Origin of the sequence: Coleofasciculus sp. FACHB-712 (assembly GCF_014695635.1) — a bacterium.
Classification (GTDB): Bacteria; Cyanobacteriota; Cyanobacteriia; order Cyanobacteriales; family FACHB-T130; genus FACHB-T130.
On sequence record NZ_JACJOQ010000403.1, the window covers coordinates 1 to 25,435 of the forward strand.

21 protein-coding genes and 1 pseudogene are annotated in these 25,435 nt (G+C 45.0%); 13 read left to right on the forward strand and 9 right to left on the reverse strand.

All coding sequences use genetic code 11. The features are described 5' to 3' along the window. A pseudogene (locus H6F50_RS11845) lies at positions 1-236 on the forward strand (hypothetical protein); the annotation flags it as partial. 203 nt (positions 237-439) lie between these two features. Next, positions 440-1,678: an EcsC family protein gene (locus tag H6F50_RS11850; protein WP_190428853.1), complete on the forward strand. Its 1,239-nt coding sequence runs from the start codon at positions 440-442 to the stop codon at positions 1,676-1,678. A 145-nt stretch (positions 1,679-1,823) separates the two neighbouring features. Here the strand turns inward: H6F50_RS11850 and H6F50_RS11855 are convergent, their stop codons facing one another. Further along, the gene (locus tag H6F50_RS11855) at positions 1,824-2,048 is read right to left on the reverse strand and encodes a hypothetical protein (protein WP_190428854.1); all 225 of its coding nucleotides are present in this window, start codon (positions 2,046-2,048) and stop codon (positions 1,824-1,826) included. Positions 2,049-2,284: 236 nt separating this feature from the next. On the opposite strand from H6F50_RS11855, the gene H6F50_RS11860 reads away from it, so the two are divergent. Further along, entirely contained in the window at positions 2,285-3,076 is a 792-nt protein-coding gene (locus H6F50_RS11860; RefSeq protein WP_190428855.1) for a cobyrinic acid a,c-diamide synthase, read from the forward strand. 205 nt (positions 3,077-3,281) lie between these two features. Here the strand turns inward: H6F50_RS11860 and petA are convergent, their stop codons facing one another. Beyond that, a complete protein-coding gene (gene petA, locus H6F50_RS11865; protein ID WP_190412181.1) occupies positions 3,282-4,271 on the reverse strand; it encodes a cytochrome f in 990 nt (329 codons plus the stop codon). A gap of 175 nt (positions 4,272-4,446) precedes the next feature. Next, complete coding sequence (gene petC, locus H6F50_RS11870; RefSeq protein WP_190412182.1) at positions 4,447-4,986, reverse strand: cytochrome b6-f complex iron-sulfur subunit; 540 nt, start codon at positions 4,984-4,986, stop codon at positions 4,447-4,449. A gap of 236 nt (positions 4,987-5,222) precedes the next feature. Between petC and H6F50_RS11875 the strand changes: the two genes are divergently transcribed. Further along, positions 5,223-5,540: a DUF3067 family protein gene (locus tag H6F50_RS11875; RefSeq protein WP_190412183.1), complete on the forward strand. Its 318-nt coding sequence runs from the start codon at positions 5,223-5,225 to the stop codon at positions 5,538-5,540. 230 nt (positions 5,541-5,770) lie between these two features. Then, a complete protein-coding gene (locus H6F50_RS11880) occupies positions 5,771-6,115 on the forward strand; it encodes a hypothetical protein (protein ID WP_190428856.1) in 345 nt (114 codons plus the stop codon). Here H6F50_RS11880 and tatC read toward each other — a convergent pair. From tatC to H6F50_RS11905, 5 genes are all read right to left on the reverse strand, one after another. Then, complete coding sequence (gene tatC / locus H6F50_RS11885) at positions 6,076-6,879, reverse strand: twin-arginine translocase subunit TatC (RefSeq protein WP_190412185.1); 804 nt, start codon at positions 6,877-6,879, stop codon at positions 6,076-6,078. The two genes, H6F50_RS11880 and tatC, sit on opposite strands and share 40 nt — an antisense overlap. Positions 6,880-7,121: 242 nt before the next feature. Next, a complete protein-coding gene (locus H6F50_RS11890; protein WP_190428857.1) occupies positions 7,122-9,386 on the reverse strand; it encodes a transglycosylase SLT domain-containing protein in 2,265 nt (754 codons plus the stop codon). Beyond that, a complete protein-coding gene (locus H6F50_RS11895) occupies positions 9,383-9,592 on the reverse strand; it encodes a hypothetical protein (protein ID WP_190412187.1) in 210 nt (69 codons plus the stop codon). The genes H6F50_RS11890 and H6F50_RS11895 overlap by 4 nt, the downstream gene beginning before the upstream one ends. A 755-nt stretch (positions 9,593-10,347) precedes the next feature. Continuing rightward, entirely contained in the window at positions 10,348-12,579 is a 2,232-nt protein-coding gene (locus H6F50_RS11900; protein ID WP_190428858.1) for a transglycosylase SLT domain-containing protein, read from the reverse strand. Between the two features lie 48 nt (positions 12,580-12,627). Next, a complete protein-coding gene (locus H6F50_RS11905) occupies positions 12,628-13,734 on the reverse strand; it encodes a class I SAM-dependent methyltransferase (protein WP_190428859.1) in 1,107 nt (368 codons plus the stop codon). A 145-nt stretch (positions 13,735-13,879) separates the two neighbouring features. On the opposite strand from H6F50_RS11905, the gene H6F50_RS11910 reads away from it, so the two are divergent. Next, entirely contained in the window at positions 13,880-15,355 is a 1,476-nt protein-coding gene (locus tag H6F50_RS11910) for a leucyl aminopeptidase (RefSeq protein WP_190428860.1), read from the forward strand. A gap of 100 nt (positions 15,356-15,455) precedes the next feature. Here the strand turns inward: H6F50_RS11910 and H6F50_RS11915 are convergent, their stop codons facing one another. Next, complete coding sequence (locus H6F50_RS11915) at positions 15,456-15,647, reverse strand: hypothetical protein (RefSeq protein WP_190428861.1); 192 nt, start codon at positions 15,645-15,647, stop codon at positions 15,456-15,458. A gap of 900 nt (positions 15,648-16,547) precedes the next feature. On the opposite strand from H6F50_RS11915, the gene hpsE (H6F50_RS11920) reads away from it, so the two are divergent. From hpsE (H6F50_RS11920) to H6F50_RS11950, 7 genes are all read left to right on the forward strand, one after another. Further along, the gene (hpsE, locus tag H6F50_RS11920; RefSeq protein ID WP_190412193.1) at positions 16,548-17,576 is read left to right on the forward strand and encodes a hormogonium polysaccharide biosynthesis glycosyltransferase HpsE; all 1,029 of its coding nucleotides are present in this window, start codon (positions 16,548-16,550) and stop codon (positions 17,574-17,576) included. Between the two features lie 123 nt (positions 17,577-17,699). Then, positions 17,700-18,677: a hormogonium polysaccharide biosynthesis glycosyltransferase HpsE gene (gene hpsE, locus H6F50_RS11925; RefSeq protein WP_190412194.1), complete on the forward strand. Its 978-nt coding sequence runs from the start codon at positions 17,700-17,702 to the stop codon at positions 18,675-18,677. Between the two features lie 185 nt (positions 18,678-18,862). After that, a complete protein-coding gene (locus H6F50_RS11930) occupies positions 18,863-20,032 on the forward strand; it encodes a glycosyltransferase (RefSeq protein ID WP_190428862.1) in 1,170 nt (389 codons plus the stop codon). A 74-nt stretch (positions 20,033-20,106) separates the two neighbouring features. Further along, positions 20,107-20,973, forward strand: coding sequence for a glycosyltransferase (locus H6F50_RS11935; protein WP_190428863.1), 867 nt, complete (start codon positions 20,107-20,109; stop codon positions 20,971-20,973). Between the two features lie 40 nt (positions 20,974-21,013). Continuing rightward, positions 21,014-22,318: a hypothetical protein gene (locus H6F50_RS11940; protein WP_190428864.1), complete on the forward strand. Its 1,305-nt coding sequence runs from the start codon at positions 21,014-21,016 to the stop codon at positions 22,316-22,318. A 361-nt stretch (positions 22,319-22,679) separates the two neighbouring features. Next, positions 22,680-23,882, forward strand: a complete 1,203-nt coding sequence (locus tag H6F50_RS11945) for a glycosyltransferase family 87 protein (protein ID WP_190428865.1) — start codon at positions 22,680-22,682, stop codon at positions 23,880-23,882. A gap of 570 nt (positions 23,883-24,452) precedes the next feature. Continuing rightward, a complete protein-coding gene (locus H6F50_RS11950; protein ID WP_190428866.1) occupies positions 24,453-25,433 on the forward strand; it encodes a decaprenyl-phosphate phosphoribosyltransferase in 981 nt (326 codons plus the stop codon). Positions 25,434-25,435: the final 2 nt, after the last annotated feature.

Here is a 25,435-nt window from a genome sequence, read left to right on the forward strand (position 1 = left end):
CGGAACTGAATAACTTGGGGAATGCTTCTAGTGGGATGACGCTGGCTCTGAAGATACAACAGCAACCTGTGCGGATGGATATCGCTGCTTTTCGCCGAAATTCGACAGGAGCGCTAACAGCGGTGATGTACGTCAATGGGAAAAAGCCCGCGGTGCAGGTAGGAGATGTGGTTCGCAAGCTAGACAGCCGGATTTTGCAGGTGTCTCCTGCTGCCAATCTGCCTCGCGCCCGCTAAAGATCGATAGAAAGCGCTAGCAATCTCTCTTCTGCCATAGAGGGGGATAGAAGGCGATCGCGTTGCCCAACCAGATTTAAATCCCTTTCGGGGACTTAAATCTGGTTGAAAGTTCGCGGTTTTTCTTTCCCCCGATACAGGCGGAATCGAATTTGAGTGAGATATGCTCGCAGATAAACCCACCGGGCAATAGGAATTAAACGATGGATGACAAGCCGGGAATCGTGTCTGAAGAGACAGAAGCAAACTCCTCAACTTCTGACTCAAAAACAGACCATGCGGAATCTTTAACGCAATCCACGGATGTTAAGAAGCCATCGTTCTTCAATTCAGTTACGACTGCTGGGCAAGCAGTGGCGAAAACAGTAGCCGGAGTTGGCATGGCAGTTGGTAACACTGCCTTCCAGACAGGGAAAGCTGTGGCGACAACAACGGCTGGGGTAGCCCAAGCGGCGGGAAAACAAGCGCAAAAATTGCTCGAACAAACCACACAAGGCGCAGGGCGTGCAGTGACTTTTGTGGGCGACAACTCATTTTTGCGGCACGTCACGAGGGCGTTACCCACGAATTGGTTGCTGGGGATTATCAATCAAGTTGATGTGGTAAAAGCTGAAGCTGATGTTAAAAAGCTACAGCAAAAGTATCCCGACGAAAAACCGAATCAGATTGCTCATCGTCTGATGATGGAGAAAGCGGTTTATGGAGGCGGGATGGGACTGGCGACTAGCTTGTTGCCGGGAGCAGCATTGGCGTTGCTGACGGTTGATTTGGCAGCAACGACGCTATTGCAGTCAGAGATGGTTTATCAGATCGCGGCGGCTTATGGATTAGATTTGAAAGATCCCGCGCGTAAGGGTGAAGTGCTGGGAATCTTTGGTTTGTCGTTGGGCGGTTCTCGTGCAATTAAGGCGGGTTTGGGTTTGTTAAAAGCGACGCCAGTAGCAGGTGCGGCAATCGGTGCTAGCGCGAATGCGACGATGATCTATGCATTGGGATATGCGGCTTGTCGCTTTTATGAAGCACAGTTGCATTCTGAGGCATCGACGGAAAAGCTGGTAGAGTCTCAGGCAGCAAGTGAGAAGTATTTAGAAACTGCGATCGCGCAACAAGCGATTATGGATCGGATTCTGGTTCATATCATCGTGGCGAGTCATCCGGGCAAATCTTGGGAAGATATCTTACCGTCGTTACAAGCTGCCAAACTTAGCCCTGCTTCTCTAGAAGCGATCGCCAATAACATCAATCAACAACAGCCTTTAGATACGCTTCTAGATCAACTCAATCGGGACTATGCGTTGCCGCTGTTAGCTCAGTGCCATACAATCTCCCAACTAGATAGCGCAGTGACACCAGCAGAATCCCAAGTCATTGAAAAAATCACCCAAAAATTTGATATTGACGTAGAAGCAATTAAAAAAATTGCCAGTTCGATACAAGGCTGACAGACTTTACTAACGCTTGTGCGCGATCGCTCTCATCGCCCCAGTCTGCTTCAAAAAGCGAAGATTGGGGAACGAATCTCGTGCGTTTTTGTCTGTTGAGTGTTAGTCAGGCTTTTGATCTGGGAATCCTAGGAGGGAGACGATACTAAATTTCTCTCCTGCGATCGCTGCTAGCCATGACGAAACAGTGGAATTTTCGAGAACAAACCAGCGCCGGGGAAGAAGCACGCACTAGCGTTGCAGCTTTGATGAACAACAAGGCGTGCAACCAGGGGTACGACTTCTCTGCTCGGACTGGATTCTGTAGCGCTACGTCAGCATCAATAAGTTTAAGTTTGATTGCCTTATCTCTTGCATCTGAAAAACTCACCCCTCAGCTTCTTTTCCTTTGTAATCAAAGCAGAGAATTACTTCTCTTTCCTGGCAGGATAAACGTTGCAGGAAACGCTTCCTGGTACAAGAGATGAGATTTAGGAACTCCAAGTAACTAAATAGGCAGGTAAAAATAAATTTAAAAAATTAATTATCAACTCAACTTAAGAAGTGTTCGGTTGTTTGAATTTTTTGATGATTAGGTTTGTATACTTACTGATATTTTTTTTGGTTATGACTGAACAAATCTCTCAAATAGCGGCGATGTTTGAACTTGGAGAATCAGAAAGTATTCTTGATAAACTCCCTCCAGAAGCAAAAAAATGGGCGGAAAGCTTGCCTTGGAGCCAGCGCCGTTATGTGCTGTCATTGTGTCATCTAATGTGTGCGGCTACTCCAGAAATGCAAGCCGAATTTCTGGATGATTATACGGCTACTGGCTTAGTTGCCAAAAGACTTCAAGACAAAAATACTCAGCAACGAGTCCAAGACTATTTAACACAATTTCACCTTAAGTTAGACTTAAATGAATCAGTTTTAAGAAGTTATATTAGACAGTTTTATATTCATTCAGCTCAAGATGTAAGTAGGCAACCCGAATTGTACTTAGAATCAGCTCTGCGGCTGGTTCTAAGTTCAGAAGAACGCAACAACGTATTTAACTACATCTTGGGGTTTGAACTGATTAAAATGATGTTTAAAATGAGCTGGTTGCAGCATGAAAGACTCTACCAGCTACAAATTAATCAAGAAGAGTTTTTAAATACTTATATAAAACCAATTCAACATGCTCATCGAATTAATGCAATCGTCGTTCCTAGTCCTAATAATCGGTTTTTTGACAAACGTAATTATTTTGTACAAAAACCTGTAATTACGGAGAAGAAGTTAATACAGCTAGTTATCGCTACTTTTAATACGGATTTAGTTACTCATTTTGGTTTTACAATTATTCGACATCTCAACTCTTTAGTTTTTGACTATGAATATATCTTTGAGGATGAACAAGAAGGTGTATTTAAATAATCCTAATTTGCTTTGGGCTTAAAACTTTATTAGGTTGATCGCGTTAGCCAAGCACAGGGTATGCAGTGCTATAGCCTGGGATGACTGAAACCTCCCTACTCCATAAAGTTGCAAAGGTAGAGGAGGCTTGCAAGTACGTTATTTTTGAGCGCAAAAAAAGACAGGCATTTTGCCTGTCTCATAATGATTCAGTACAACGCCAAACTTAGAAATTCATCTCAGCAGCTTGCACTCTTTCAACTTGCTTCTTCTTCAAGACTAGCAAGACTTGACACAACATGATTGCAGCAATAAATGCCATCAACCACTTGATCCGGGTGGGGCTTTGCAAAACGATTTCGGCGTCCATTTGACCAAATCCACCGACGTTCGGATTGGAGGTCAGCGCTTCGCCAGCTTTAACTTCCTGTCCTTCGGAGACAACTAGCTCTGGACCTGCGGGAATTGTATCAACAACCGCATTGCCTTCTGCTGGTTGAATGGTGACTTCAGAGCCACCTTCTTCAGCTTGGGTAATGGAAGTGATGCGACCCGCTACGGAAGCGCTATAGACGGAATTGTTGCTCTTTTCACCTGTGGGGTAAACCTGACCGCGACCCCGGTTGCCACCCACGTGAATCGCGTATTTACCGAAGAAAACTTTCTTATCGGTCTGTGGATTGGGAGACAGAACGGGGAAGATAATTTCCTGATATTGATCGCCTGGAATGGGACCAACGATGACAATATTTTCTTTGTCTTCGCTGTAGGGTTGGTAGTAGAGTTCCCCAATTTTTTCCTTCATTTCTTCAGGAATTCTATCTTCGGGGGCAATTTTGAAGCCTTCTGGCAACATTAACACAGCACCCACGTTCAAGGGACCTTTGCTACCATCCGCTTGCACTTGCTGCGTGTTGGTGTCGTAAGGAACTTTTACGACGGCTTCAAAGACGGTGTCTGGGAGAACCGATTGAGGGACTTCGATTTGTGTGGGTTTGGCACCGAGGTGACAGTTAGCACACACAATCCGCCCCGTTGCTTCGCGAGGGGTTTCAGGATAGGTTTGCTGTGCCCAGAAGGGATAGGCACTGGCTGATTGGGGAAGGACTAGATCGCTGGCGAGGAATATTGACACGGTGGCGATCGCAACCAGGACGGTTTTGCAAATCGCCTGTTTGCCTATTTTGGATATCGCCGATAAAGAAACTTTTCTCATCTCTCAAGAAGGGATTCTGGGTCGAATTTCAAACAATATCTATCAGTTCTTTGTCCTTAGGTTTCGTTCTTAGTTTTTTGTCCTTTTCATCCTTCGTTTTTGGTCGGTTACAAATAACCGATGACCCATGACGACTAACTGATGACTGATAACTAAGCACCGATGACTAATGACCTTATGTCCACCAAGGATTTTCGCCGGTACGGAAGTCGGTTTCCGTCCAAGGCGTTAATGTAACCTTGTCCTCCGCCACGGTAGCGTGAACCAGTGCCAGAGACAGCGGTGCTGGTCCCCGTACCACCTTGCCGGTGCTGTCATACTGGGAACCGTGGCAGGGACACATAAACTTGTTCTCACCAGAATTCCAAGGAACAACGCAACCCAAGTGGGTGCAGACGGCGTTTAAGCCGTAATTGTCAATGGTTTTCTCCTCGGTCACGACAATGTAGGTGGGGTCGCCTCTGAAGCCTTGAACCAAGGTGCGATCGCCTGGATTATGATTAGCTAAAAAATCACTCACAATGACATCGTTGCCGATGGCATCTTTGGCAGTTAGACCACCACCCGTTCCACCACTCGAAGGGGGGACAAAATACTTAATAACGGGATACAGTGCCCCCAGAGCTGTTCCTGTAATGGTCCCAAAAGTGAGCAAATTCATAAATTGACGACGCCCCATATCGGGAACGTCTGACGAGCTAGAAAGTTGAGCCATGAGTAACGTCTGAGTGTATAGCTATGTGAACAACCCTGGGCCAAGTCCCAGATTTTGTTAAAACTTGCCCAATAAATATATACCAAGCAAGTCGCAAGCCTGTTCGCCACAAACCCTTTTGTAGAAAGGTTTACAGCCTTGCTAAGGGTATTATTACATTCTTTTGCACCGTATCATTAATTTAAGAAGCGCTCCATTTATGACGAAATGTAAAAAAAAGTAATTGCGATAAAACTATGACAGGACAAGACCTTCGCCAACTCCTGATCGACAAATGGGGACGCTCATACGATATCCAGATCAGGCGGACTCAGGGCAAAATTTTCCTCCAGGTAATGTGGAAATACTTAGAACAGGCGTCTTTTCCGCTGTCGGAGGCAGACTACATAGCGCACTTGGAGACTGTCGCCGAGTATCTTCATGCTTGGGGTGGAGCTGACCAAGTACAACATTATATTGAACAAACGCGCGATCGCCCTCGACTCGGTAAAGCAGTCAGCATCCCCCTAGACCTGGGCGAGCGAGCCTCGGAGTGGATGCTCGAACAGTTTTAGGAGCCGTGCGTGCGATTCTCACTCAATAGAACGACAGCTTCCTGTTGGCACTATTGTCGCATTCACTGCATACCTAAACTATCTTTTGATTCGCAATAGCGACACCTGTTGTCAAGTGCTTTGTCAATTATTTTTTAAAAGATTTTGATGTATGAGGGTTTTTGGGTTGGGAAGCTCCTACTTCTCAAATCAACGTTGACGAACTCATTGCAGAATGGGTAAATTTCTGAATGGAAATTTACCGCAGCACCACAATTACCAACGGGAAAGTTGTAAGGCGAACCCTCTTGCAAGCTCGCTTCAGCCAAGATAAGGGAAAGCCAAGGGGTTCAATTCGCCCTCGGCTTTGTAAGGTATTTTCGTCGGAAAATGTTTCTGAAGACAAGATTGAAAATGTTCAGCTCAGCAATTTCACCCTTGAGGTTCGTCGAGTGCAGCTATTCAGGGCGATTCCCAATACAGCAGCACTCCAGAGAGCCGAAGATGAGGCAGTTCAAAAATTAACTCGTCCAGGTTGCATCGTATTTTGCCGATCTCAGCGCCCTACGAGCTTAACTAAGCCAATCCCGCTGTAGTAGAGTCCCAAGACGGCACCCGCGAGGAGGCTTTGGGTGAGGGGGTCGGTGGAAGGCGTCAGGATGGCACCCAAAATTGCTGCTCCCAGGATCACAAACCGCCAGCCAGATAGCATTTGCCCAGAAGAGACAATTCCCAAAAAGCCGAGTAGCAGCTGAACGATCGGAATTTGAAATGCCAATCCGGTGCTAAACATCAGCAACAACACGAATTCAAAATATCGGTCAATTGACCACAGCTGCTCGACGACATCTGCCCCGTAACTGATGAAGAAATTCAGAGCGGCTGGAATTAATGCTACATAGGCAAATGCCAGTCCCCCCACAAACAAGACACCCGACCCTAAAACAACGGGTCCTACTAAGCGGCGTTCGCGGCGAGTGAGTCCTGGGAGAACAAACAGGATGAGCTGGTACAGGATAAAGGGGCTGGCTACAAGCAAGCCACTGTAACCAGCAACCTTAATGGAGACAAAGAAGTATTCTCCGGGTGCCAGCTGGAGGAACTTGACGCCCTGCGCCGGTACTTCCAGCAGCTGGACAATTGGCTTGACAAACAGGAAGCAGCCAATAACACCTAAGGCAACTGCAATCAGCGCATAGAAAATCCGCCGCCGCAACTCCTCCAGATGGTCGAATAGAGACATCTCGATCTCAGCGGGCAGCTCATCAAGGTATTCATCTTCTAGATTGCGGTTCGCTGATTCCGGCTCCAGGCCTGGATTTAGCTGGGATGCGGTATCGACTTCTGAAGGAAGCGTCATCGGTCAAGTTTGATTTGAAGATTTCTTGACTATTGTATCCGGGTCATCCGTACCGTGCGATCGCGCATGGCTCACCGACCCTTAAAAATTGAACAAAGCACACAAATGGAAATCAATGCCACTCTTAAAAGCTGGTAATAGGGAATCGGTCATCGAAAAGGGGTTTTTATCAATTTCCAATTCCCAATTCCCGATTCCCTAAAGAGCGATCTTTAATCGCGCCTAAGTGCAAATTCCAATTTTTAATTTTTGAATGCCGTTGGCTGACCTTCGGAGTATTTGGCTACCTGCTGAGAGATTTTCGGATTGTACAGGCGTAAGTAATTCCAGTAGTTGCCAAACACATTCTTGACATAACCCTGCGTTTCATCAAAGGGAATGGCTTCGACGAATTCATCTGGATCGCTGACTTTTTTGCCTTGGAGCCACTTTGACAGATTACCAGAACCGGCATTGTAACTTGCGATCGCTAACATGGAGTTATTTTTGTAGCGATCGTGAATTTCATCCAGATACCAGGTGCCTAATTTAACGTTGTCGTTAGGATTTTCCAGGCTATATTTCTTGAGGCCAATGTTTTCGGCAACCCATTTACTGGTTTCCGGCATCACCTGCATTAAGCCAACCGCACCGGCAGTGGAACGGATTTTTGGCTCAAAGCGGGATTCCTGTCGGATGACAGAGATCACGAGCAAGGGATTGAGTTGACGTTGTTGAGACCAGTTTTCAATTGCTTCGACATAGAGAGTCGGATACAAAGCCTGCCAGTAAGCAATTTGTTGTGTTAGAGCTTTGTACTGTGCTTGCTCCTCCGGGTTCTCACGGTCTTCTAAGCTGGAGATTTTAGCAATTCCTTGCAAGTGGTCTCCCATATTGAGCCGAAGCAAACCATCGGTAAATTGTTCTGCCACCGTTGGGTTGACCCGGTTTTCAAACTCCGCTTGCCAGAGCCTCCAGGCATCTTTGCCTTGACCCATTTGGTAAAGTTCTTGTAAAGCAGCAGAACCCACGGGCAATGACGGTCGCTTGGCAGGCCATTCTACTTTCGGATCTCGCTGACGCACGCTGTTAAAGTCTCCCACATCCCAGCCCAGCATGACGGCAGACCGCCAAGCATAGTAAGACTGGGGATACTTCGCCACGACGTTCTCAAAAGCTGCTTTCGCCTCCTGCTTGCGTCCCAGCTTGTTTGACCATTTACCCACCCAAAAAGCCGCCCGACGAGCTAATTCGCTATCAGGATTCTGAGTGGCGATCGGCTTGGCGATTTGCAGCGCCTCTTGGTAATTTCCACCACGCGCCTTCGATTGAGCCAATTTCCACCGATATTCTGCCGCGGCATCGGTATTGCCATATTTGGTGAGTAATGATTGACGCGCAGCAGCTGCGGATTCGGAACTTTTGAGACTATCGAGAATTTTCGCTTCTAATAGGATGGCTTCGCCAGCTCGGTCGGGGAATTGACTGATAACTTGGTCGAGATAAGGAACCGCCTCGATAGCGGGACCGATTTTGGCGATCTGGATGAGCGCGGTTGCACTTTCGTCAGCATTTGGGAAGTCTTGCACCACCTCTTTATAAGCGCGGAGGGCTTTTACTTTCTTTTCAGCGAGATCGAGTCCCCTAGCGACCCGGTAGGCGTTGTGGGGGGTGCGGGGGGCTTTGGCATAAGCAGTACTGGCTTGACCGTATTTCCTGTTTCCCCAGTAGCCTAAAGCGATCGCTTCCCATACTTCTGGCTTGAGTTGCTCTGCTGGCAAACCTATCAACTTATCTAGCACTGAAGTAATTCCTGGAGTGTCAAAGGCATACTTTGCCAGCGACACCATCAATTTTGCTTGGTTAGGATTGTCTTTGAGTAAGGCGTGGGCGATTTCCAGGCTGCGGGGATGACTGGGAAATTTCTCAACGGCTTCTTCCCAATATTTCGGTTCCGTCTTCCCCAGCACATATAAAGCTTCGACTGACACGGGATCTTGAGAATGGTGTTTTAACAAACCTTCCCAAGCTGCCTTGGCTTTTCGGGTGTTGCCGGTGAGTTCGTAAGCTTGCGCTCTCCGAAGAGCAATGTGTCCGTCTAGGACGCGATATTCAAACTCTAATCCTTTTAACCATTCCAGTGCTTTTTCTCCCTGTTTGGAGGCAATCAGATCGCTTGCCAGGAGATAACGGGCGCGGCTGCGGTCGAGGGATCTTGGCCCTGTAGCGATCGCTTCTAGTTGTGATGCCCGCTTTTGTGGGGGTAGCGAGATTAAAGACACAATCGCAGAGTTGTCGATCTGATTTCCCGACATCAAGAAACTGCCGTACCCATGCATCGGCACCCAGCCAACTACTTTTTCCAGCCAGACGCCATACTTAGTTGGCAAAAAGGTGGCTCCCAAAAGGATTGCGCTTAGTCCCACACCCGCAGCGATCGCGACTTTGTTTCTCCGTCTAGATTGATAGGGGCGAGAAAAACTAAACTGTGACTTTCTCCGAGCAAAAATCGAGCGTGACTTCCTCATGTAACCTCCTGGCGGCGGACATTGCTCCCTCCATCTGGCATTTCAGTAACGTCGATTTCGTTATTTGCTTTTTCCAGATGGAAGACCAAACTGGTCGTATTATTGACAAGCCATCCTTCTAATAACTGGCGGCTCGTTGACTCTTTATCGCTAATAGGTAAAAATCCTTTAGAGAAAAAAGAATGGAAGGAAAGCGTGACTGACACGCCGCGTTTGCACTTGAGGGAGATCCCCTGACATTTGGATGATTTAAGGAAGCGATGGAATTGACCAGCATTCTAAATTTGAGCGATGAGAAGCTCGCGAGTATTTTGCAGCCCCTGATTTGAGAGCCTAATTTTAAAGTTGGTAGCCGTGCCATCATGCGCGTGGGTTCCGGTAGCCTGATTCGCGGTCATCATGCTTATGGAACTAAACAATAAACGTTGAAGTTAGACAGCTCTTACAAAGCAGTCGCTGCTGGTGCCCGATTAATGAATGAAGCACAAGCGCAAAACTCTTTGAATTCGCTGGTTATTGGGTGATACAAGCTCCCGCGCTGACTGCTTCACTCAGCAGCCATTGACATGGAACTCTATCTAAACCAGGATAATCGATTTAAGCGAACAGCCGAAGATTAGTGATCCCCGTCAGTGGGCGTGAGGAAATTTTAGGCAGCAAGCGATCGCTTCTATGAGAACAACGGTGTTCAAAATTGATTAACACAAATTCATGAAAAATTTATATTATCCCCTCACATCTGGGAGAAAATCCCCCAACAGAGAGTAGACACGCGGATGTTTCAGCAATCACTGGATAGCCGCAGATATTACCTGCTAGAAGCTGCCCAGAAATGCTTAAAAATTCTTCAAGTTTTCAGGATATATGAAACTTCTTGCAAAAATGACAAAGCCAGACGAGAGCAGGCTAAATAAAATTGTGCTGTTACACCATTTAAAAGATTTTTGCAAGAAGTCTTTGATTAATTTTTGAGTGCAGTTGGCTGACCATCCGAATATTTGGCGACCAACTGGGCAACCTGTGGATTGTACAATCTAAGGTAATTCCAGTAGTTCCCAAACACCTGTCTGACGTAGCCTTTAGTTTCCTCAAAGGGAATTTCTTCGACAAATTCATCAGGATCGATAGATGGCCCTTTCTCTTTTAGCCATTTCGATACATTACCGGGACCCGCATTGTAACTGGCAACCGCTAACAAGGAATTATTGTTGTATTCCTTGTGGGTAAAATCTAAAAACCAGGTACCCAGCTTCACGTTATCGTTGGGATTTTCGGTGTTAAATTGCTTGACGCCAATTTTATCCGCCACCCATTTGCCGGTTCCGGGCATGACCTGCATTAAGCCAACTGCACCCGCAACCGAACGAATTTTTGGCTCAAATCGGGACTCTTGCCGAATCAGGGCGGTGACAAGCAGGGGATTGAGCTGGCGCTGTTGCGACCAGTTTTCGATAATTTCCAAGAACGGGAACGGATACAAGGTGTGCCAGTAAACTGGTTGTTTGCGGATTGCTTTGTATTCCGCTTGCTCTTCGGGTGTTTCTCGGTCTTCTAGAGTCGAGACCAGGTTCATTCCTTTCAGGTGGTTGCCCAATCCCACCTGCATGATGCCGTTAGTAAATTGTTCGGCAACGGTTGGCTGCATCCGGTTCTGAAATTCTGCCTGCCAGAGCGTCCAAGCATCCCATTTTTGACCGAGCTGGTACAATTCCTTCAACGTTTCAGACCCGGCAGGTAGGATGGGATGCTCGTCAGGTCGCACCACCTGCGGGGACAATTGACGGACGGTGGTAAAGTCTCCAACGTCCCAGCCCAACAAGACGGCAGATCGCCATGCATAGTAAGACTGGGGGTATTTTGCCAGGACGTGTTCGTAAGCGGCTTTTGCATCCTGCTGACGCCCTAGTTTGGCGGCCCATTTACCCACCCAAAAGCCAGCTCTGGGAGCCAAAATATGATCGGGGTTTTGGTTGGCGATTGGCTGCGCCCATTGCCAAGCCCCTAAGAAATCCCCTAGCGTCGCCTTGGCTTGGGCGACTTTCCAGCGGTATTCTGCGGCGACATCGGAACTGCCATATTTAGTCAGGAGCAATTGACGAGCTTCCGCAGCTGATTTGTCGCTGTTGAGACGATCGAGGATTTCGGCTTTGGCGAGGAGTGCCTCACCGGCTTCGTCGGGAAATTTGCGGATGACGAGGTCGAGATAGGCGATCGCTTCCGGTGGCTGGGATGATAAAGAAGCCAGCCGCCTCAAAGCGAGTCCGGTTTCTTTGGCATCGGGAAATTGCTGAATCATCTGTTGATAAGCAATTTTCGCTTCGGTTCGTTTCTCCCCCAGATGGAGTCCGCGCCCAATGCGGTAGGCGTGGAGGGAGGTGCGGGGGGCTTTGGCGTAGGCTTGTCCGGCTTTGCGGTACTGACCGTTTTCCCAATAGCTATAAGCGATCGCTTGCCAATCTTCTGGCTTGAGTAGCCCTGTACCTTGCTGTTTGAGCGCCGCTTCATGAGAAGTCACCAGCCGATCCAGAATCGGGAGAATGCCAGGGTCGCCTGGAGCATTTTTGGCTAAATGTAAGAGTAATCTGGGTTGATTGGGATTCTTACTCAGGGAAGAACGCACAATTTCCAGGGTGCGCGGATGGCTTTTGAACTGAGCGATCGCTTGTTCTCGATACTTAGGATTCGTTTGCCCCAACACAAACAACGCTTCTGCGGCGACCGGATTATCGGGATAACTTTCGAGTAAATTCTGCCAAGCTGCGGTAGCTTTTGCTTTGTCCCCGGCAAGTTGGTAAGCTTGGGCGCGTTTCAGGGCGATGTAAGGGGCAAGAACCGGATAGTCTGCCTCCAATCCTTCCAAAGACGCGATCGCTTTTTTAGGCTGCTGTTGTTGGAGCGAATCGTTCGCCAACAGATAGCGGGCGCGATTGCGTTCTGGGGATGGGGTGCCATTGGCGATCGCTTCGAGTTGTGCTACCCGCTGTGCCGCCGGTAGCGACGCCAATGGCAAAACAGAATTCTTGGATTGGCTCCCCGGATTCAAAAGGGTTTTATCGGGGGACTGACCGTTCGGGGTTAATTTCTCCAGCCAACTGGTTAATTGCGGGACTGACAGCGTTGCTCCAGCGACTAGCGCTAGTAGTCCGGCTCCAACACTTAGCAAAATTTTATTTTTCTGTGCAAGCTTTAGCATCGATCCTTATCCTTACCAACCCAAAAAGGGCAACAACCTTGTATTCCGTTAGTACCGTCTACAGAGAATCCAACGCAGCTCCATCGGAGGGGTTTCTTGGATGGGAAACACGTCACGTCCGCTCGTCCAGGATACAAACCAATTAGTCGGGGGCCATGCCTCTTGCGGAAGGTGAGCGCGCTCATAATCAAGCACAGACTCATCTGACAGCATTTCCAGAGGTAAGTCCTCCATCGCTCGCTTCAGCTCCGATCGCGTCATGATATACGATGCCGCTACCTGTGACATTTCCCGCACCCGATCGTTTGGCTCATATCCATCCACAGCTAAGAAGAGGTTGAACAGCAACAGACCGCTACCTTGGATAACATCGCACATTTTCGCCAAGAGTAAGCGGACTTGATCGTTATCCCGGAAGTGAGACACCACTTCCGCCACAATTGCGAATTTGTAATAAGCGGGTCGCATTCTCACCAGGGGGTCGAGGATATCACCCTGGATGACTCGAATCGGTAAATTTTCCGCCACTGCCGCATTTAACACTTGTTCCGCCAAACCAGGAGTCAATTCTAAAGCATCAACCGGATGGCCTTTTCGCGCCAAGGGAAGGCTATTGCGACCTGTTCCTGCTCCCACATCAAGAATTGGGTTTTGAGCCGGATCTCTAAATTGGGCAGCCGTTGCCATGACTTTCGCGTCTGGGTGACTACCAAATAGGGGCGGCTCTCGGTTCTGAATCCACTGCTGGTACTCCTGGGCAACCGATAAAATCCTGGTTGAGACGTTACAGGTGAGGCTATTTAAGGAAGTAGGATCGGGTTGGTACTGAATGACTAATCGAGCATGAGGAGAAGCCAGAAAACCTTCTTGAATATTAGATGCAATCAAATCGCGCAATTTTTGCAGTTCTTCAGGAGAGAGTTGGCGACCAATCGCCTCAAACAGCCGCACTAGCCGATTGAGTGCATAATCTAGCATTGATGGCACGCAGGGCATCGTCAGTTCACCGCGGGCAGAGGAATGATGATTAAACTGTCTCTGGAGATCTTGCTGTAGCACGCTCGGATCGGGGCGGGCTACCGACTGGTTGCTAGGAACTGGCGCATTGGATGGCGACGAAAGAGGTTGGGGTTCTCCCCTAGCTTTTGAAACCATCAATCCGCTCCTAAGTCCAATCGGAAAAAGTGTATTCCTATAAAGTGTATCTACAGGGGACAAGTTACGCGGGTGGGCAGACGAGTCTTGTTGATGATTTTTGAGCAATACTGTTACAGGTAGTGCTTTAAGGTAAGAGCCGGGGATGGATATTCGAGCGATTGATACGCCGCGTTTGGACTGGGCTGGGGACGCTCTCGCCCTTGGTTTTTTTGAGGATGCGGTAGAGGTGACAGACGATTTAGCGGTGCTGGATGAGAAGTTTGCCGGTACGCTGAACGAACTGATTGCAGAAACAGAATTTAAGGGAAAAGAAGGGAGTAGTGCCGTCACCCGCGTGGGTGCAGGTAGCCCGGTTCGGAAAATTATTCTGGTAGGACTGGGGAAAGCAGAGGCTTTTCAACCGGATACTCTGCGGCGAATTGGTGCGGCGATCGCGCGGTTAGCGAAGAAGGAAAAGAGTAAAATCCTGGGGATTAGCCTGCCGATGTGGAATCAGGCACCCGATGCAACGGCTGGCGCGATCGCTGAAGGGATACTGCTAGCTCTTCATAAGGATAATCGCTTTAAGTCAGAACCGGAGGATAAGGAGCCGCAGCTAGAGCGGGTGGATTTACTCGGATTGGCAGGTCAGGAAGAAGCCATTAATCGCGCTCAATTCCTATCTTCGGGGGTGATTCTGGCGCGGGAACTGGTTGCTGCACCGCCGAATGAATGCACTCCCATAACGATGGCTCAAACCGCACAAGCGATCGCGTCTAACCACAACCTCCAGTTGGAAATTCTGGAACAAGAAGAGTGCGAAAAATTGGGCATGGGGGCGTTCCTCGGTGTTGCCAAAGCTTCCGATATGCCGCCGAAGTTTATTCACCTCACTTACAAGCCAGAAGGAACACCCCGCCGGAAAGTGGCTATCATCGGCAAGGGTCTCACCTTCGATTCGGGTGGTCTGAACATTAAGGGCGCGGGTAGCGGCATCGAAACCATGAAAATGGACATGGGAGGTGCTGCGGCTACCCTCGGCGCGGCGAAGGCGATTGGTCAACTCAAACCAGATGTTGAAGTTCACTTTATCTCAGCCGTCACTGAGAATATGATCAGCGGTCACGCCATGCACCCAGGCGACATCCTCAAGGCATCCAACGGCAAGACGATTGAAGTGAACAACACGGATGCGGAAGGTCGATTGACCTTAGCAGATGCGTTGGTGTTTGCGGAAAAGCTCGGCGTTGATGCCATTGTCGATTTAGCTACGCTGACAGGTGCTTGCGTCATTGCCTTAGGCGATGATATCGCTGGGTTGTTTACCCCCGATGACACTGTTGCTCAAGAGTTGCTGCAAGCATCAGAAAAGGCAGGTGAAAAGCTGTGGCGGATGCCGATGGAAGAGAAATACTTTGAAGGCATCAAGTCTCCCATTGCCGATCTGAAAAATACCGGCCCTCGTCCGGGTGGTTCGATTACGGCTGCCTTATTCCTAAAGCAGTTCGTCCAAGAGACACCTTGGGCACACCTCGACATTGCCGGTCCTGTCTGGGCGGATAAAGAGAACGGTGTCAACAATTCCGGTGCTACGGGTTACGGTGTCCGCACTCTCGTTAACTGGGTCCTGAGCCACTGATATCTCCGAGACATCCCGATTATCCAGGGATTGGTAATCGGGAATGGTGAGTTGTCGTAGGGACACAGGCAATGCCGTGTCCCTACGACAACTCAATCACTCATTCGTTCCCGTCTTTTGTTTTTTGCTTTTCACCCTCAACAGCTTGTTGAACAGCAGGGCTATCGAGAATCTCTTTTGCCATATTCATAAATTTCAGACTGTCTGGATGAACGGTGCGCTTGAGCTGCGGCACTGGTTCTGGCTGTGACTGAGATTGTTCCGGTGTAAATTTGCGGTTTTCTGAATTCATCAAATACTTGCGCGACCTACACCCCAGTTTGTTCGGGATTGAGAACTGAGCCAAGCAAGAGAATGCTCAATACTCAGCACATTTTGAGGGGAGAAGCCGCACCCTCCAACTCAAAGACATTAAAGATTTACTTTTCCAAATATTTTAACGGAACGAGCCTAATTAGGTCGTGTCTCCCGCCAGGGTGAAGTAGACAGCTTGCCGTTTAACACGTCCAGGGATTCGCTAATTTCTGCTGTACCCTTGGAGTCGATCACTGCTGAACCCAGACTCACTGCCAGAGGATGCCTGCGGGCTACCCCCAACACCACGAGAATTTAGGCAATTTATCTGCTCGCTCGCCACTGTGAAGTATACGGGTATACCCAAAGGCTCGATTGCCGAATCCCATTTATGTCTTATTACAGATGATATTACGTGCGCATCTCTTTAAGATATGGACTGACGATAAAAGTCGTTTTTGGCGATCCTTTTAATCTAACTTTATCTAAACTTCACAAGAACCCCTACAAAACCCGGAAATTTAAAGCTTGAGTAAAGATACTTAACCCATGTATAGATGAGTTCGTAAGTATTGGGTAAAATCTTATGAAGCTTTAATAAATTTTTCTGTAAAAATCCCGATCCAATGGTGTAGATTTAACCAAGATAACTGAGGTTGACTGCAACGAGAGAGCGATCGCTCGACCCAGCAACCGCTTCGCTGTCAGTCTACTTAAGTATTATCGCGGGGAAGATTTAGTAGGCCTCCTACAAAGCTTGACGTACCCCACGCCATTCGGGGGACAGTGCAAGAGCAGTAGGTACTACTAATCTGCATCGTTTTGAAGTTGGTGTTCTCACCCAAGCTCTACTAACACAACATCGGCATCTATCTACTCAAAAAACCGGTCAAAACTTATGGTTGACGTTACAGTAGCCATTCCCACCTTTAATAGTGAAAAGCGTTTACCCGAAGTTCTCGATCGACTCAGAGAGCAGATCAACACCGAACACTTTTCGTGGGAAATTATTGTTGTTGATAACAACAGCACCGACAAAACCGCAAAAATTGTTCAAGAATATCAAGCCAACTGGTCAGAAGTTGCTCCGCTACACTACACGTTGGAAGTTGAGCAAGGAGCTGCATTTGCTCGCCAACGGGCTGTTGAAGAAGCCAGAGGCACTTTAATTGGCTTTTTAGATGATGACAATCTGCCTGACTCTAACTGGGTTGCTGCTGCTTATGCCTTCGGTCAAGCGCATCCAGAAGCGGGTGCCTACGGTAGCCAAATCCAAGGAAATTTTGAAATCGAGCCACCTGAAAATTTTAAAAAAATCGCTTGTTTCTTGGCATTAGTGGATCGAGGTGCGGAAGCCAGCCTTTACGAACCACGCAAGAAGATCCTGCCTCCAGGGGCAGGATTAGTGGTTCGCAAGCAAGCTTGGCTTGCGAACGTGCCTAAGCGCCTCGTCCTCAATCACAAGGGGAGAGAAGCTAAGTTAGCCAGCGAAGATTTGGAAGCCACATTGCATATTCAGCGCGCGGGTTGGGAAATCTGGTACAATCCCGAAATGCGTGTTTACCATCAAATTCCCCGCTGGCGATTGGAAAAAGATTACCTAATTTCTCTCATCCGTTGCGTGGGTTTAAGTCGGTATCACATACGGATGCTCGGTCTGAAGAACTGGCAAAGACCTGTAGCTTTTCCAGCTTACCTGCTCAACGATCTCCGCAGACTAATGCTCCATCTGATTAAATATCGAGGAGATCAAAGAGATTTGATTGCGGCTTGCGAGCGGGAACTACTGTTATCTAGCTTGATTAGTCCCTTTTTCCTTTTCAAAAATAAATACTTAGAACTTGGACAAGCTAAAATATTTGGCTTGAGAGAAGACATTAATTCTTTACCGGGACTGGTAGATCGCAAAGTATCTACTGCCCCATAAGAAAGGTTGGTTAAATTTAAAATTGGACTGGAGACAACAATTAGCCGTGGGGTTGACGCTAGCTCAATCCACGGCTACTCTGAAGGCAACTTCTGAACCCCAATCAGGGCTGGGCTTGTAGATATGTCTAAGGTAGACTTTACTGTAGCAATTCGCACTTACAACGGGGAAAAGCTTCTACCAGCCGTTTTGGAGCGATTGCGATCGCAGGTAGGCACCGAGCAGATTTCTTGGGAAGTGGTTGTCGTCGATAACAATAGCACTGACAACACCGCCAAAATCATTCAAGAATATCAATCTAACTGGCCTCAAGCATATCCGCTCATGTATTACTTTGAGCCACAGCAAGGCGCAGTGTTTGCAAGACTACGCGCCATTAAGGAAGCAAGAGGTACTTTTATTGGTTTTTTGGATGATGATAATTTTCCGAACCCAAATTGGGTAGCAGCAGCCTACTCCTTCGGGAAATCTCATCCAAAAGCAGGTGCTTTTGGAGGTCAGATAAAAGGCGAATTTGAAGTTTATCCGCCAGAAAACTTTGAAAGAATTCAATCTTTTTTGGCACTGAAAGAAAGAGGTTCAAAACCTAATCTATACGACCCGGAGAATTTAAGCCTTCCTCCAGGAGCCGGATTAGTTGTCCAAAAGCAAGTGTGGCTAGACAACGTTCCCGCTCAACTTGTTCTTCAGGGACCAGTTGGGTCATCCTTGGCAGCCAAAGGAGAAGATTTTGAAGCGCTACTCTACATCGGACGCGCTGGTTGGGAAATTTGGTACAACCCCGAAATGTGTATTTATCATCAAATTCCCAAGTGGCGGTTAGAGAAAGATTACTTAATAACCCTGATTCGAGGGGTAGGCTTAAGTATTTGTCAGCTACGCATGATTAATGCTAATAATTGGCAAAAGCCAATTATTATTACCAGAATCCTTTTAGGAAACCTGCGTAGAGCCATTCTTCAACTAATTAAATATAGAGGTAAGTTGAAAACTGACCTGGTTGCTGCTTGCGAAATGGAATTTTTCTTGAGCAGTTTAGTGAGTCCATTTTATTTTTTGAAAAAAAGTATGCAAATAAAATTTCTAACGGGGAAAAATTAGTAGAAATACAAGAATTACAACTAAGTAGTTCGAGGAATTTTGTTAATTGATTTTATTAAGCTCATAACCGTTGACTTTTAATAAGGTTCAATTAATCAAACGAACGTCTATTGAACTAAACTTGACATAGACGTGCTAAGTTTCGCCTGGTTGAACTAGTTTTTTTAAGGGTAGCTGCATCAACCATGTCAATTTTCAAGAAAAAAATCAAGGTTTTGCTCTATGGAAATGTACATGGAGCTTATCGTTGCGAAAATTTGATCAAGTTTTTGTTGGATTCTGGATACTATGTTTCCTTCGTCTATCCAGACTTTTACCTCCAAGGAAGAGGAAGACAAACCTTTTTTGCTCAGTTTATCCGCAAAGTTTTCTCTAAATTTTATCTCATAGAGCTTTTTGTAAAAGCAGCTTTGACAGACGTAATCTACGTATTGCCAATGAGCGCTAATTTTATTCAAAGTGCTTTGTGGGTGTCAAAAATATTTAAAAATAAAGTCGTCATAGAACCATATATATCGATGTATGACACTTATGTAAGAAATAAAGATGACATCCAAGAAGGAAGTAAAGCAGCCAAAGAAATATTGAAAAAAGATATCCTAGCGTTTACAAAAACAGATTATATCATTCACCTGTCCGCTTATGAACTTGCTTACTGGGCAAAAGTTTTAGACGTTGAACTCGATCAAAATAAAGTTTTTATTGCTCCTTTATTTACCGAATCTAGACTAAGCCTTAAAAGACAATTTATGGGGGATGGTATCCTAAATATCTGCTGGTGGGGAACAATTCTTCCTCTACACGGAGTAGATAATATATTACAAGCCATGAAAATTTTAAAGGAAAAAGAGATACCGTTTACTTGCAATTTATTTGGTGCTTATGGATCTGGATATGCAGAACGGTTTCATGCCTACGAAAAGAAAATCAAGCAAGAGGAACTAAGCGATCGCGTTTTTCTTAGAAAAGATTTAAAGTTTTCTGATGGCTCTCTACCTAAATATTTAGTAGAAAATTGCGACCTAGCCTTAGGTGTATTTGGTAATAACGAAAGGGCGCGTAATAGTGCAACCCCCAATAAATTAGTCGAATCCCTTGCAATGGGAATACCAACCTTGAATATGAACTTTCCTGGTTTAAAAGAATTCTTCGACCCAGAAGTAGACTTTTGGACTTGCGAACCGACAGGTGAATCAATCGCTCAAACAATTCTTACGATCGTCAATGGTACAGCCCCTCCTGTGGACTGGGAACAGACTCGCCTGAAAGCATTGAATACTTTTAGCCTAACTCGATATCAGGAGGTTGTGACTAAAGTCTTAGATAAAGTTGAAGATGACTTGCAAAGAGAATAGGTGTCAAATATATTAAGTAGCCAGTACATAAAATTACTTAATATAGATACGGGTGCGAAGCGGAAGATTGATTTATGAAGTTAAGTATTATTATTCCCTGTTTTAATGCAGCAGATACTCTTGCGATTCAACTTGAAGCATTGGCAAACCAAGACTACTTTGACTCATGGGAATTAATTATCTCCGATAACGGCTCCACTGACGATTCACTAGCAATTGTGGAACAATATAAAGAACGGTTACCCAATCTCCGCATCGTTGATTCATCTAAACAGCAAGGGCGTTCCTTTGCACGTAATACGGCTGCAAAAGCGGCGACTGGCGACGCACTGGTGTTCTGCGATGCTGACGACGAAGTGGCTCCTGGATGGGTTGCTGCTATGGGGGAAGCGCTCTCGAAGTATGAATTCGTAGCAGGTCGCCTTGAATATCAAAAGCTTAACGATCCTTGGGTACAAAAAGTTTATACACTTAAGCAGCGAAATGAGCTTCTTGAATACAAATATCCTCCTTATCTGCCCTTTGCAGGTAGCTGCAATCTTGGTGTTAAACGCTCTCTGCATGAATCTATCGGCGGTTTTGATGAAAACATGATCCGACTGCAAGATGTAGACTATTGTTGGCGGCTCCAACTTGCCGGGATAAAACTTCACTTTGTAAAAGACGCAGTCGTTCATTACCGGCTCCGCAGCACTCTGGACGGTATGTACAAGCAGGCACGCCTGTGGGGAGAGTATGATGTTTTTCTATATAAAAAGTATCAACCCTTGGGTATGCCCCAGCTTTCATGGAAGACTAGTGGAAAAGCTTGGTTGCACTTGTTAAAGCGCCTTCCAAAAGAAGTATTCATTAAGGAAACCCGTAGTAAATGGGTAAAAGATTTGGCTTGGCGCATAGGACGTTTACAAGGTTGCGTTAAGTACCGAATTTTAGCCTTCTAAGAATTGCAATTATTGTCTGAGATACAGGACAGAATCTTAAATGTTTTCAAGAATTAGAGTTGGAACATTTCTAACCTTTTGGATACTTTACCTTTTCTCCAGTTTGTCTCTTTTTTTTACCGGAGTACTTGGAGTCAAGCGTTCTGACTTACTATTTCATTCAGATTATCATCGAGTTATTACTCAACTAACCACGTATAAAATTAATTTTTGGCGCACTCATACTCATCCTTTATTTATTCTTGTCTTTAATCCTCTAGGATTTTTACTCAAAAAAATAATTGGTTCTGGGGAAATTGTTGGCATACTATTTAGTACCCTTTTTGGAGCTGTGTGCGTTGTTTTAACCTTAGTTTTTTTCCAGAAACTGGGGTTTAAGCCTTTTCACGCCATTCTCTACTCAGCTATATTAGGATTATCTACCTCTCATATATTTTTCAGCTCGGTTCCCGATACGTTTATTTTTGCTGCCTGTAGTCTGATTATTATTTATTTGCTGGCAGTTGCTTACCCAGGCAGCTTAATCTACATGGTTCCAGCAACTATTTTTGCGCTCGGCATGGTAATAAGTAACGTAGTGCAGGGGATTATTGCCTATTTTTTCAGCATCTATCAGGGTAGGTTTAATAAAAAAGTTTTTACAAAACTGATTATTTTCATCGGGTTAGTTTTGTCTGGTGCTATTGCTTTGAACCTCTTGCAGAAGTTGATATATCCAAGTGTCGATCTATTTTTTATTCCAGGAAGTTATTACTCTAAAGAGGGAGATTATGTAAATTTGCCCGATCAATCTAGCAGTATTTTTTCGAGAATCCTAAAATTGCTAGGGTATATTTTTATATTCAATTTTATTGCCATTAAGCCACATATATGGAGAACTATTGAAGATAACCCACCTTCTTGGGTAAAACTTAATTCTGCACCTGCACCTTGGGTGAACTTCGATCCTCCATCTATTACAGCACTTTACATACCAGGCATTATCGCTTTTTTGCTGTGGACAGTTTTACTCCTTTGGAGTCTTTATGCCTTTATTAAGTTTCGCGCCGATAAAATGCCGATAATGAGGAGTTTAATTTTTTGTATTTTATTTAATTTTTTACTACATAATATTTATGGAAAAGACTATGAGCTGTTCTTGTTTACTCCGAATTGGACTTTTTTAGTATTGAGTTGGATGGCTCTTTCTCTAAAATTCTATAGTCATGCAGAAGGGATTAGCTCAAAAGTATTAAATGCCTTGTTATTACTGTTTGTAATCACCCAACTTTTAAACAATGCACAATTCGTTGACACGTTAGTTTCCTTGTATCAACAATCAAATTTAAGCTTGAACAAAGTATAACGAGTTTCGTAGTCAAGATAGGGCATGTTTAAGTATTGCGAATTTGCCGTAAGCTAGCTTGAACTGATTAAAGGAGTTAATAGGGCTAAAAAAGCGAACTAACAAAAATCTCAAATTCAAATCTAATCAAGGAGTATAGAAGAAGCATATGTATTTTTCGCTTATTTTAGTCAATTTACTGAACTATTGGCGAAGATTAAATCCTTTAACTCGAAACCTCTTGCTCTTTACGTTTGCTAATGTTGTCGTCGTTAATTTTATATTAATAACCCTGTTTTCTACAGAGTGGAAAGACCTAGGATTATCTAGAACTGAAATCTTCTTGCGGTACGGGCGAACCATCAATGATTCATGGGAACCCATGCTAGAAGCGTTCAACTATATTCAATCCGAGCATCAGCAATTATTATACTCTAAGGTTTTTTTTGAAGAACAAACAAAATTTCAGTATCCCCCTAGCTCTCTGCTAGTCTTCTCTTTTCTAAAAATAAATGTAGTTGAGGAATTTCTAGGAAATATTGGATTATCCATATTTAATACTTTAAAATTTATTTCATGGAATTTTATTATTCTAACAATTTTTTTTGTTATTCAAATATTTAATTTAAGTTTAAAAAAATACAAATGGAAAGAAAACGTAGCCATATCCAGATTCGAGCGAATTGCTATCAATTTTTTCCTAGTTTGTTTAAGTTTGAGTTTTTACCCGGTAGTGAAAGCCTATACATTAGGGCAAATTCAGTGTTGGCTTAATGCTTTGTTTGCTATGCTTTTTTGGTGTTGGATGACAGATAGGAAAAAAATTGCAGGCATTTTAGGAGGAATAATGTGCCTGATTAAGCCCCAGTATGCTCTGATTTTGATCTGGGGAATTTTGCGTAAGCAATGGAGCTTTACTCTGGGATTTATCGCCACAAGCTTGCTTGGATTGATAGTTTCAATATCCTTAATCGGCTTTGCAGATCATGTTAACTACTTAACCGTATTATCATTTATTTCCAAGCACGGCGAAACTTTTTTTACAAACCAATCAATTAATGGTGTTTTAAATAGATTGCTATTTAACGATCCTATTCTTAACTTTAATCATAATTCTTTCCCGCCCTATAACCCTTGGGTTTACTTGGGAACAATACTAAGTTCAATCGCTTTAATTTCAGCGGCTCTATTCTTGCCAATGCTAACGAGTGAGAAAGGAAGTATCACGGATTTCTCTATTATTGCATTAACCTCCACAATTGCTTCTCCAATTGCTTGGGAACATCATTATGGGATTCTTTTGCCAATTTATGCTTTTTTACTTCCTTATTTATTAACCAAAAAAGTATTAGGAAAGTTTACGATTTATTTCCTGGCTATAAGTTATTTCTTAACCAGTAATTATTTTGCGATCGCTAAGGATTTAGCGTACAAAAAAATAGCTTTTCTCCCCCTAAACATTTTTCTGTCTTATTTACTGGCTGGCGGTTTAATGGTTTTAGTATGTCTATACATTTTAAGGGGTACGAAATATGAGATAAATGAGGGTAACGATAACCCTCAAAATAACGTAGCTATTGAGTAGTAACAATTAGTGGCGATTTGCTGCAAATAACCTTTGAAATTATCAGAGCTTACTTAAAATCCTGGTTATCAACGATTGTGCAACTTCCCTGGGTATTTTTTTTGAATGCTCTTACGAAATTAGGGAGCTACGTGAGAAATTGCCTTCTTTGCCAAATCTTTATATAAAAGAATGCATATTTATGGAGTCTTGATAGTTTATTAACGGTTTTTCAACTAAAATCATTACGGAATAAGCGATTAAATTTTATCTTATTTAATCTCGGCTTAAACTGATACATCTAGATAAAAAAGCTACTTTCGGTGAGAATTACGAGGTTATTGCATGAAAGCAGCACTGCTTACTGGAGGACTTGGTACTTAGGAGAGTAGAGTAAAGTGGGTATTGAGTTCTAAAGTCGGAAATCATTGACTACATACAGATGCATCCACAGCTTGGGAATAAAAGTCATTTAAACCGTGGTGTTGTTGACTGTAGTATTTACTACAAGCTGGGGTACTTTAAAACGAAGTTTTGCAGTGAATCTGCCTAAAAAAAATTATTTCTATTAGAAAAAAGGTTTAAAAGCAAATGAAAATTCCCGGATTTCCCAGTAATAAACAAAATTCAACTCAGCTAGCTGATAATTCTATAAAATTTCCTTATATTAAAGCTTTAAGACCACGCCAGTGGACAAAAAATCTGATTGTTTTTGCAGCGCCCTTGTTTGCTTTCAGTATTAATCTGGAATCTTTGCTAGGCTCTTTACTGGCGTTTGCTTTGTTCTGTTTGACTTCGAGTAGTTTCTATCTACTCAATGACATTGCAGATGTAGAAGCTGACCGTCTACATCCAGTCAAGAGTAAGCGACCCATTGCCGCAGGCTTAGTTAGCGTGCCAGTGGCAATGGTAATGGCAGTCTGTTTGCTGGGTACTGGTTTAATTGTCGGCTGGTTGCGATCGCCCTACTTGGGAGCAACCATCACCGCATACGCACTGCTGCAAATTGCCTATAACCTGCGGCTGAAGCGGACTGTGATTTTGGATATTATTGCGATCGCAATGGGTTTTGTCTTGCGAGCCTATGCAGGTGCTGCTGCAACAAACATTGTTTTATCCCCCTGGTTTCTCCTGTGTACTGCTATGCTGGCTTTGTTTCTGGGTGTGGAAAAGCGCAAAGCAGAACTGCGGCTATTGTCAATTAGAGGTGGCAAGACCCGGTCTGTATTGAAGCGCTACTCGTTGCCTCTACTCAGCCGCATGGAAAATACAGTGACAACCGGCGCAGTCATGACCTACGCGATCTGGAGTTCCGGACCTCAAGTTCGTGGAGCATCAACACCTTGGATGTTACTTACATTACCCTTTGTTTTATACGGGGTTTTCCGCTATCAGCTACTGAGCGATCCGCAAGAAATCGCTCGGAGAAGCGATATCGATGACGAAGGAGGACAGACTGAGCGTCCGGAGGAAATTTTATTAAAAGACGTGCCGATTCTCCTGACGGTACTCTCTTGGATCGTTACCAGCTTTGTCATTCTATTCCTGAAACGTCAAGGGCTAATCGAGTAATT

What these genes read in the sequence shown, in the direction of transcription:
- tatC (WP_190412185.1), bottom strand. Translation starts at nt 6,879, where the DNA reads ATGACGCTTCCTTCAGAAGTCGATACCGCATCCCAGCTAAATCCAGGC.
- H6F50_RS11905 (WP_190428859.1), bottom strand. Translation starts at nt 13,734, where the DNA reads ATGGTTTCAAAAGCTAGGGGAGAACCCCAACCTCTTTCGTCGCCATCC.
- H6F50_RS11935 (WP_190428863.1), top strand. Translation starts at nt 20,107, where the DNA reads ATGAAGTTAAGTATTATTATTCCCTGTTTTAATGCAGCAGATACTCTT.
- H6F50_RS11930 (WP_190428862.1), top strand. Translation starts at nt 18,863, where the DNA reads ATGTCAATTTTCAAGAAAAAAATCAAGGTTTTGCTCTATGGAAATGTA.
- hpsE (WP_190412193.1), top strand. Translation starts at nt 16,548, where the DNA reads ATGGTTGACGTTACAGTAGCCATTCCCACCTTTAATAGTGAAAAGCGT.
- H6F50_RS11880 (WP_190428856.1), top strand. Translation starts at nt 5,771, where the DNA reads ATGGAAATTTACCGCAGCACCACAATTACCAACGGGAAAGTTGTAAGG.
- H6F50_RS11945 (WP_190428865.1), top strand. Translation starts at nt 22,680, where the DNA reads ATGCTAGAAGCGTTCAACTATATTCAATCCGAGCATCAGCAATTATTA.
- H6F50_RS11875 (WP_190412183.1), top strand. Translation starts at nt 5,223, where the DNA reads ATGACAGGACAAGACCTTCGCCAACTCCTGATCGACAAATGGGGACGC.
- petA (WP_190412181.1), bottom strand. Translation starts at nt 4,271, where the DNA reads ATGAGAAAAGTTTCTTTATCGGCGATATCCAAAATAGGCAAACAGGCG.
- H6F50_RS11915 (WP_190428861.1), bottom strand. Translation starts at nt 15,647, where the DNA reads ATGAATTCAGAAAACCGCAAATTTACACCGGAACAATCTCAGTCACAG.
- petC (WP_190412182.1), bottom strand. Translation starts at nt 4,986, where the DNA reads ATGGCTCAACTTTCTAGCTCGTCAGACGTTCCCGATATGGGGCGTCGT.
- H6F50_RS11910 (WP_190428860.1), top strand. Translation starts at nt 13,880, where the DNA reads ATGGATATTCGAGCGATTGATACGCCGCGTTTGGACTGGGCTGGGGAC.
- H6F50_RS11940 (WP_190428864.1), top strand. Translation starts at nt 21,014, where the DNA reads ATGTTTTCAAGAATTAGAGTTGGAACATTTCTAACCTTTTGGATACTT.
- H6F50_RS11950 (WP_190428866.1), top strand. Translation starts at nt 24,453, where the DNA reads ATGAAAATTCCCGGATTTCCCAGTAATAAACAAAATTCAACTCAGCTA.
- H6F50_RS11890 (WP_190428857.1), bottom strand. Translation starts at nt 9,386, where the DNA reads ATGAGGAAGTCACGCTCGATTTTTGCTCGGAGAAAGTCACAGTTTAGT.
- hpsE (WP_190412194.1), top strand. Translation starts at nt 17,700, where the DNA reads ATGTCTAAGGTAGACTTTACTGTAGCAATTCGCACTTACAACGGGGAA.
- H6F50_RS11860 (WP_190428855.1), top strand. Translation starts at nt 2,285, where the DNA reads ATGACTGAACAAATCTCTCAAATAGCGGCGATGTTTGAACTTGGAGAA.
- H6F50_RS11850 (WP_190428853.1), top strand. Translation starts at nt 440, where the DNA reads ATGGATGACAAGCCGGGAATCGTGTCTGAAGAGACAGAAGCAAACTCC.
- H6F50_RS11900 (WP_190428858.1), bottom strand. Translation starts at nt 12,579, where the DNA reads ATGCTAAAGCTTGCACAGAAAAATAAAATTTTGCTAAGTGTTGGAGCC.